Annotated in this window: 8 protein-coding genes; 4 read left to right on the forward strand and 4 right to left on the reverse strand. The window is 70.7% G+C overall.

Annotated elements, in window-relative coordinates:
• Positions 1-5 precede the first annotated feature (5 nt).
• On the reverse strand, positions 6-686 hold the full coding sequence (locus tag G011_RS0105330; protein ID WP_019607594.1) for a methyltransferase domain-containing protein: 681 nt from the start codon (positions 684-686) through the stop codon (positions 6-8).
• 135 nt (positions 687-821) lie between these two features.
• Here G011_RS0105330 and G011_RS0105335 point away from each other — a divergent pair, with 135 nt between their 5' ends.
• From G011_RS0105335 to G011_RS0105345, 3 genes are read left to right on the forward strand one after another with little or no spacing between them, the layout of a single operon-like run.
• Positions 822-1,469, forward strand: coding sequence for a pyridoxal 5'-phosphate synthase (locus G011_RS0105335; protein WP_019607595.1), 648 nt, complete (start codon positions 822-824; stop codon positions 1,467-1,469).
• Between the two features lie 46 nt (positions 1,470-1,515).
• Entirely contained in the window at positions 1,516-3,132 is a 1,617-nt protein-coding gene (locus G011_RS0105340) for a (2,3-dihydroxybenzoyl)adenylate synthase (RefSeq protein WP_019607596.1), read from the forward strand.
• A complete protein-coding gene (locus G011_RS0105345; RefSeq protein WP_019607597.1) occupies positions 3,129-4,262 on the forward strand; it encodes a 3-deoxy-7-phosphoheptulonate synthase in 1,134 nt (377 codons plus the stop codon). Before G011_RS0105340 ends, G011_RS0105345 begins: the two co-directional genes overlap by 4 nt.
• Before the next feature lie 323 nt (positions 4,263-4,585).
• On the opposite strand, the gene G011_RS0105350 is transcribed toward G011_RS0105345, so the two are convergent.
• Complete coding sequence (locus G011_RS0105350) at positions 4,586-5,089, reverse strand: DUF4188 domain-containing protein (protein ID WP_019607598.1); 504 nt, start codon at positions 5,087-5,089, stop codon at positions 4,586-4,588.
• A gap of 75 nt (positions 5,090-5,164) precedes the next feature.
• On the opposite strand from G011_RS0105350, the gene G011_RS0105355 reads away from it, so the two are divergent.
• Positions 5,165-5,791, forward strand: coding sequence for a MerR family transcriptional regulator (locus tag G011_RS0105355; RefSeq protein WP_019607599.1), 627 nt, complete (start codon positions 5,165-5,167; stop codon positions 5,789-5,791).
• Between the two features lie 402 nt (positions 5,792-6,193).
• Here the strand turns inward: G011_RS0105355 and G011_RS0105360 are convergent, their stop codons facing one another.
• Both G011_RS0105360 and G011_RS29545 read right to left on the reverse strand, forming a co-directional pair.
• Entirely contained in the window at positions 6,194-7,036 is an 843-nt protein-coding gene (locus G011_RS0105360; RefSeq protein WP_019607600.1) for a methyltransferase domain-containing protein, read from the reverse strand.
• Positions 7,037-7,129: 93 nt separating this feature from the next.
• A partial coding sequence (locus G011_RS29545) for a non-ribosomal peptide synthetase (protein WP_036552254.1) occupies positions 7,130-8,695 on the reverse strand: 1,566 nt, incomplete at its 5' end.

An 8,695-nucleotide genomic window follows, 5' to 3' on the forward strand; every position in this document is an offset into this window, starting at 1 on the left:
GCGGATCAGAGCCGAACCAGTTCGCGCAGCTCGAAGAGGACCGACCCCTCGGGGTAACGGCCCAGGTGCCGCCGCAGCGGGACCGTGCGCCAGCCGCAGTCGGCGGCCACCGACTCCAGCAGGTCGGCGTCACCGAGGTCGGTGAACCCCAGCAGGAGGCGGCCCGAGGGGGCCAGCACCCTCTCCGCGTTCTGCATGAAAGCGCGGTGCGAGGCGTATTCAGGATCGAACAGGGAACGGTCGAAACCGTTTTTCACACCACCCTCCGGGGCGGCGCTGAGGAAATTGGAGTTCCAGAAGACGACGTCGTGGAGAACGCCTTCGGGAACGGCTTCGAACATGTCGCCGCAGTAGACGTGCACCCTGTTTTCCACACCGTGTTCGCGCGCGTTCATCCGGGCGTTCTCCGCGGCCTCCGGGCTGATGTCCGTGGCCGTGACGGTGGCGCATCCGCTGAGCGCGGCCAGCACCGAGAGGTAGCCCGTACCGCATCCGACCTCGCAGAACGCCCCGTTGACCGGGAAGGGGACCCAGGCGGAGTACAGCGCGGCGGAGGTGGTCAGGTGGGGCGCGTAGACCCCCGGGAGCGCGTGCCAGCAGCGTCCGAGCAGTTCGAATTCGACGGGTTCCTCAATGGCAGCGTGCCTCTCCCTGAGCAGGTCCACCGTTCTTCCGGGGCCGCGCATGGCGCTCCTCCTTTTCCGTCGGACACTTCCGGCGCGCACCATAATATGCTTTACTGTGGAACAAGTCCATATATAAGCGACATGTAGGAACGGGCCGCCTCGAAAAACCCGTTCGGCGCCCCCGGAAAGGAAGCCATGACGGACACGGCCATCGCCCAGCGGCGCGCTGCTCTGCGGCGGACCGGTCTGGACGCCGACGCGCTGCCCGACTCGCCCCTGGACCTGTTCTCCGCCTGGCACGACGACTGGCGCGCCACGGCCCCCCACGACCCGGCGGCGGCGGTCCTGGCCACCACCGACGACCGACACCGGCCCTCCGCCCGCTGGATCGACCTCGCCCACGTGGACCACGGCTTCGTCCTCTTCACCGCCTACACCAGCCGCAAGAGCACGGACCTGGCCGTCCACCCCCACGCGGAACTGTGCTTCGGCTGGCTGGAGCTGGCCAGGCAGGTGCGCGTCGGCGGAGTGGTGGAGCGCCTGTCCCCCCTGGAATCCGACGACCGGTTCGCCTCCCTGCCCCGCCCGGTGCAGGTGCTCGCCTGGTCCACCGACCAGCGCAGCCCCCTGGCCGGACGCGGGTCCGTCCATGAGCGCCTGACCGAGGTGGCCGGGCGCTTCGAGGGCCAGGAGGTCCCGCGCCCCGAATTCTGGGGCGGACTGCGCCTGGTCCCCGACAGCGTCGAGTTCTGGCAGGGCCGCAGCGACGAGGTCCACGACCGCGTGCTCTACCGGCGTCCGGGGGCCGGGGCCCCCTGGACCACCGAGTGGATGTCCCCCTGACGACCCGCCGGGGCCGGACGCACCGGCCCCGAGGAAGGAGACGGCCGTGCTCGAGGGATGCGTCCCCTGGCCGGAGGAGTTCGCCCGACGGTACCGGCGGGAGGGGTACTGGCTCGGCCGGTCCCTGGCCGAACTCTTCGACACCTGGTGCTCCGCGCACCCGGAGCGCACCGCGCTGGTCTGCGGCTCCCGGCGCTGGACCTACCGGGAGCTGCACGAGCGGGTCGCCCGCACGGCCGGGGGCCTGCGGCAGCGCGGGCTGGGCGGCGGCGACCGGGTCCTGGTGCAGCTGCCCAACACCGCCGAGTTCGTGACCGCGCTGTGCGCGCTGCTGAGGATCGGCGCCATCCCCGTCCTGGCGCTCACCTCCCACCGCCGCGCCGAACTGCTGGAGCTGTGCCGGGTCTCGGAGGCGGTCGCCCACCTCGTCCCGGACCGGCACCGCGGCCACGACCACCGGGAGGAGGCCGCGCGGGTACGGGCGGACGCCGGAGGCGGCCTGGACGTCATCGTCGACGGGGACCCGGGCGCCTTCACCCGCCTGGCCGACGTGACCGGCCCGCCGGCTCCGGCGGCCGCGACCGACCCGGGGGAGGTCGCCCTGTTCCTGCTCTCGGGCGGCACCACCGGCCGGTCCAAGCTCATCCCGCGGACCCACGACGACTACGCCTACAACGTCCGCATCACCTCCGACAACGCCGGACTCACCCCCGACGACGTCTACCTGTGCGTCCTGCCCGCCTCGCACAACTACGCCCTCGGCTGCCCCGGGGTGCTCGGCGCCCTCTCCCGCGGCGCCACGGTCGTGCTCAGCGACAGCGCGGACGCCGAGGACGCCTTCGCCCTGGTCGAGGAGGAGGGCGTCACCGTCACCGCCCTGGTGCCCTCCCTGGCCGCGCTGTGGACGGAGGCCGCGGACCTCACCCACCGCGACCTCTCCACCCTGCGGCTGGTCCAGGTCGGCGGCAGCAGGGCCTCGGCCGACGACGTCGCCGAGACCGAGCTCGCCCTGGGGTGCCGCGTCCAGCAGTCCTTCGGCATGGGCGAGGGCATCCTCAGCCAGTCCGGTCCCGACGACTCCTTCGGCATGCGCACCACCACGCAGGGACGCCCCCTGTCACCGGCCGACGAGGTGCGCGTGGTGGACGAGGACGACCGCCCCCTGCCCGCGTGCACCACCGGACGCCTCCAGGTCCGCGGCCCCTACACGATCCGGGGCTACTACCGGGCCGGGGAGGCCAACGCCGCCGCCTTCACCCCGGACGGCTTCCTGCGCACCGGAGACCTGGCCCGCCTGACCAGCTACGGCCACCTGGTCGTGGAGGGCAGGACCAAGGACGTCATCAACCGGGCGGGCGACAAGATCGCCGCGGCCGAGGTCGAGGACGCCCTCACGGCCCTTCCGTCGGTCCGCTCCTGCGCGGTCGTGGCCGTGCCCGACCCCCTCCTGGGCGAGGCCTCCTGCGCCTTCCTCGTCTGCTCGGGGCCGCCGCCCTCCTCCGAGGAGGTCTCCCGGCACCTGCGCTCACTGGGGTTGGCCGCCTTCAAGGTCCCCGACCGGATCGAGAACGTGGCGGAGCTCCCGCTGACCAGGGTCGGCAAGGTGGACAAGGAATGGCTGCGCCGCGGTCTGGAGGACGCCGCGGACCGGGGGACCCGGTGAGCGCCGGGGTGGCGTACCCGGCCTTCCCCGCCGGAACCGACCCCGGCCTCCTGGACCGTGTGCGCCGCTCCCTCGCGCTGGCCCCCGCCCTGGTCACCGAGGAGGAGGTCCGCGACCTCGGTGAACGCTACGCCCGCGCCGCACGCGGCGACGCGGTCGTCCTCCAGGCCGGGGAGTGCGCCGAGCGCTTCGCCGAGGCCACGCCGTCGCGCACGGCGCAGCGGTTGGCCCAGCTGCGCGACCTCGCCGCTCTCCTGGGCCGCCGCGGCGGCGCCGAGGTCGTCACCGTCGGACGCATCGCGGGCCAGTACGCCAAACCCCGCTCCTCCCCCTGGGAGGAGACGGCGGACGGCACCGTGCTGCCCAGCTACCGGGGCGACGCCGTCAACGACGACGCCCCCGACCCGCGGGCCCGCGCCGCCGACCCGCTCCGGATGCTGCGCGCCCTCCACCACTCCCGGCAGGTGCTGGAGGCGGTGCGCGCGGCCGGGGAGCCCCGGGTGTTCACCTCGCACGAGGCCCTGCTCCTGGACTACGAGGAACCCCTGGTCCGCGGACGCCACTCCTGCTCCGCGCACACCCTCTGGATCGGCGACCGCACCCGCGACCCGGCCGGTCCGCACGTGGCCTTCGCCGCACGCCTGGCCAACCCCGTCGGGGTCAAGCTCGGCCCCGGCGCCACCCCCGAGGACGCGGTCCGGCTCAGCCGCGCGCTCAACCCCGAGGGCGTCCCCGGCCACCTGTCCTTCATCGTGCGCCTGGGCGCGTCGCGGGTGCGTCGGCACCTGCCGGACCTGGTGTCCGAGACGCTGCGGCGGGGCGCGCCCGTCCTGTGGCTGTGCGACCCGCTGCACGCCAACACCCAGCGCTGGGCGGACGGCCGCAAGCTGCGCCTGGTCGAGAACGTCCTGTCGGAGATCGAGGACTTCGTCCGCGTGCTGCGCTCGCACCGGGTCCCCCCGGCGGGGCTGCACCTGGAGATCACCCCCGACGACGTGCTGGAGTGCGCGGAGCTGTCCGACCTGCGCGCGCGGGGACCCCGGCGGTACCGCTCGGCGTGCGACCCCCGGCTCAACCCCCGGCAGGCCCTGCGGGCGGTGGCCGGGTTCGGGGACCTGCTGCGAGGCTAGGGCGGCGGGCGTCCGTACCCGGGGGATCGACGAAGCCCGTGACCGGGATGTCACCCGGTCACGGGTTCGAGGCGGGACGTCAGACCGCTCCAGTCCCGCCGGTCTCCCTCCGGACAGGGGCGGGACCGCTCCGCTGACGCAACCAGCGCCCTGGCCCGCGAGCCGGGCAGCGGCCGAACCGGCGGCCTGACACGGCCGGCCCCTCCCCGCGTGGTCTCCGGGAGCGACGCGTCCAGTCCCCCATCCTCGTCATGGGCGGAGGGCTGCCGACGGAGTGCGTCGTGGCGCCGCCACCGCTCCCAACCGGCTCGGGCGGCCGAGCGTCATTCCACCGGCTTCTCCGCCGGCACGGTGACCCCGTCCGCCAGGCGCGCGCGGGCCCGGTGGTGCCGCTTCTCCACGGGCCGGATCTCGGTGGCCCCCGGCAGCCCCATGGGAGGGGTCCCGACGTACATGCTCTCGGCCCGCTCGACGACGAAGGTCTCGTGCCAGATCCCGATCGCGTCGGGGTTCTTCCTCACCATGGCGTTGAACTCCGTCCACGCCGGCCGGTGGCTCAACGACCGGTCGGAGGCGTAGTCGTAGAGCTTGTCGACCGAGGACCAGTACTGCACGATGTACGGCCCGCGGTGGTTGAACAGCATGTCGTAGCCGAGCATGCCGGAGTCCGGGTCCTCGGAGAGCTCGCGCAGCATCCGCCGCATGGCGGACTCGACGGAGAACCAGAGGTCCGGCCGCCACCAGTGGTTGAACGTCGCACCGATGTGGAACACCACCAGCTCCCCCGCGTACTGGTGCGTGACCCGTCCTGGGACAACCTTGGCCATTGCCGCTCCCTCTGCTAGATAGTGACACTATCGAATACTAGATAGCACTACTCTCTAAAGCAAGGGGGTGCCACGATGCTCATGGCGGAACTGTCGGCGAAGTCCGGTGTGCCCGTGACGACGATCAAGTACTACCTGCGAGAGGGCCTGCTACCGGAGGGAGTGCGAACGTCGGCGACCCGGGCCGCCTACGGGGACATCCACCTCCACCGCCTCAGGGTCGTTCGCGCGCTGATCGACGCCGGAGTGAGCGTGGCCGGAGCACGGAAGGTCATCGCCACCCTGGACGACCCGCCGGAGAACGTGTCCGATCTGATCGGTGCCGCACACGCCGCGGTCCTACCCCGGAGCGAGGGCGGGATCGACCTCACCGACGCCGAGCGGCTGGCCGAACGGCTGGGGTGGCAGCCGGGGATGTGTGAGCGCGAGTGCCTTGAGGACGTCGCGAGGTCCCTCGACGCCCTGCGCCAGGCCGGGTTCGAGATCTCCCCGAACGTCATGACCGCGTACCTCAGGGCCGTGGAGACCATCGCGGCAGCCGAGATCTCCGACATTCCGGTCGACGATCCCGAAGAGGCGGTTCGGTACGTGGTGCTGGGCACGGCGCTGGCCGAACCCCTCCTTCTCGCCCTCCGCCGCATGGCCGAACAGATCACCGCGGTCCGGCGGTTCCCCCCGAAGGAGCAGCACGGCAACGGCTGACGCGGGCAGGGAACCGGACGGATCAGCGAACGGCCGCTCCACACACCGTTTTCTCACAGCGGTGTGGAATTCCGCCGACCGCGGTAAGTACCCGCCCCCGGTAACCCCGTGCACCCGGTCCATTCCAGTTGGCGGTTCCCGCCCCGGGAGGCCGGGTGAATCGAGAACACGAGGCCTTTCATGCCCGCTTTTTCTTCGACCACCGGAACTCCGGAGAAAGGTCGGCCCGGTCCGGACCGGCGCCCGCGCAGGACTGCCCTCGGCAGTGCCGCCACGCCGTGCCGCGAGGCGGTAGGAGCGATCGGACCAGGGTGACCGCGGAATCCGCGGGCCACCCGCGGGTCGCCGGGAACGGTTCCCGACGACCCGGGTTCAGGGTGCCGTCCGACGTCGGAGCACCGTTCAGAACTTCTTCCAGACCGTCACGTGCGCGTTGAAGTAGTCGTACTCCCGGGGGTTCTGGCGCAGCACGGCGGGCTCGTCCCCCTCGTGCACCAGGGAGAACCCCGCCTTCAACCTCTCCTTGAGATGGTCCTCGCTGGACATCGAGCCGTCGGGGGACCCGAACCACTTCTCCGGCTTGCTGAACTCCGGATACCAGGACCAGGGGCAGGCGACCACGAGTAAGCCGCCGCTGTTCAACGGGCCGCCCTCGGTGAGGAACTGGTCCAGGCAGCCACCGGGGTCCGGCACCCGGTCCAGGACGTTGGACAGGACCACCACGTCAAAGGAGCCCAGACCGTCCAGGTCACAGGCGTCGCCGACCTGGAAACCCACCTCGCAGCGCTCCGATTCGTCCCGGACCCGGAAGGTGACCTCCTGGCTGAACGGGCCCTGTTGGATGACGCCGAAGGTCCCCCCTCCATGCAGGGTCAACGAGGAGGCCACATCGATCGAGCGTGCGCTCACGTCGAGTCCGAGCACCTGTTCCTCGACCCAGCCGCTCAACGCGTGGGAGACCCCTCCCACGCTGCATCCGACGTCCAGGGCTCGAAGGACCCTCGTCTGCGTCCGCGAAGCGGCGAGCTGGAGCACCCGCGACAGGCGCTGCGGATACCCGTGCGCCATGGCCAGGGGATGGTCGCGCTCCCCGAAGACGTCCTCCAGGGACCCGTAGTGCATCAGAAGGTACTTCGAGATGTCCCGAGAAGCCTCGTAGACGTCTTCGAGTGAATCGTCAAGAAGTAGCTCGTCACCCTTGACCAGGGTCGGCAGAGTTTTCAAATCCCACTCCCCATTGTCCATGGAAAATACAGTGAAATGCACAGCCGTTCACACGCGAGCAGGAGAGAAACGGCATTCCGAGAACGCTTCTCCCGGAGGAGGATCGCCCTTTCCCTATCGGCGCTTCTTCAGCAGGCTGGGCTGCTCGGGCCCGGATTCGTCCAGCAGGGGAAGCAATCCCGCCACCGTGGGAGCTTCGAAGAGTGCCCGCACTCCCGCGCGCACACCCAGAACCGAACGGACCCGGCCCATCAACCGGGTCGCGGACAGCGAATGCCCGCCCAGAGCGAAGAAGTCGTCATCGATCCCGACCCGCTCCACACCCAGCACCTGGGCGAAGAGCCCGCACAGGACCTCCTCGCGCGGGTTGCGCGGAGCACGACCCGCACCCGAAACCACCTCCGGAGCAGGCAGCGCGGACCGGTCGACCTTGCCGTTCACCGTCAACGGCAGTGCGTCGAGTGCCACCACGGCCCAGGGCACCATGTACTCCGGCACCACCCGACCCAAGTCACGACGCACCCGCTCAGAATCGATCGTCCTGCCCGGCTCGGGGACCACATAAGCCACCAGACGCTTGTCACCATCCGCGCTCTGATGCACCGAGGCCACCGCGTCAGCCACCCCGTCCAGAGCCGTGGTCGCGGCCTCGATCTCACCCAACTCGATACGAAAACCCCGCACCTTGACCTGGTCATCGGAGCGACCCACGAACACCAGCTCGCCCCGCTGGGTCCAGCGGACCAGGTCCCCGGTGCGATACATCCGCTCACCAGCAGCGAAAGGACAGGCCACGAACCGCGAAGCGGTCAAGGAAGGCTGGTTGACATACCCCCGGGCCAGACCCGCACCAGAAATGTAGAGCTCACCCACCACCCCGGCCGGAACCAGGGACAACCCCTCATCCACAACGAACACCGACGTGTTGTCCAGCCCCGACCCCAACGGGACCACCTCGCCCGGACGCACCCCACCCCGCCAGGGCACCTGCGTGGCGCACAACGTCACCTCGGTCGGACCATAGGTCGTCCGCACCACCATCTCCGGGAAAGCCTCGACCACCCGGCCCACACCGGAAGCCGAAACCACATCACCCCCGGTGGTGACCTCCACCAACCCCGCCAAGGACTCCACCGACTCCTCAGCCACCACCCGGAACATGCCCGCGGTCAGACTCAGGTGCGTCACCCCGTGCACAGGGATAAGCCGGGAGAGCGCCTCGGCGTCGACCTCACCCGCAGGAGCCACCACCACACGCCCACCCGACAACAACGCGGCCCAGATCTCATAGGTGGACGCGTCAAAAGCATGCGGAGCATGGAACAACACCCTGCTGTCCACATCCACACCCCAACAGGTGTCCGTGGCCAGATCCACCACACCCTGATGAGTGACCGCGATCCCCTTCGGAGCCCCCGTGGTCCCCGACGTGAACATCACATACGCCAACTGACCAGGCCGCACACCACCGACGTCCGTACCCGTCACCGTGCGAGCTGCCAACCCCGTGTGGTCGCAGACCACCAGCTGAGGCCCTTCGCCTTCCCCCCAGGGCCAGGCCCCATCCCGCACGAACCCGGAATCGACCACCACCACCGGCGACCCCGACCCACCCACCAACTCACGCACCCGACCCACCGGCAACCCCGAGTGCAACGGCATATACGCACCACCCGCCTT

The sequence above is a fragment of the Nocardiopsis sp. CNS-639 genome (assembly GCF_000381685.1).
Classification (GTDB): Bacteria; Actinomycetota; Actinomycetes; order Streptosporangiales; family Streptosporangiaceae; genus Nocardiopsis; species Nocardiopsis dassonvillei.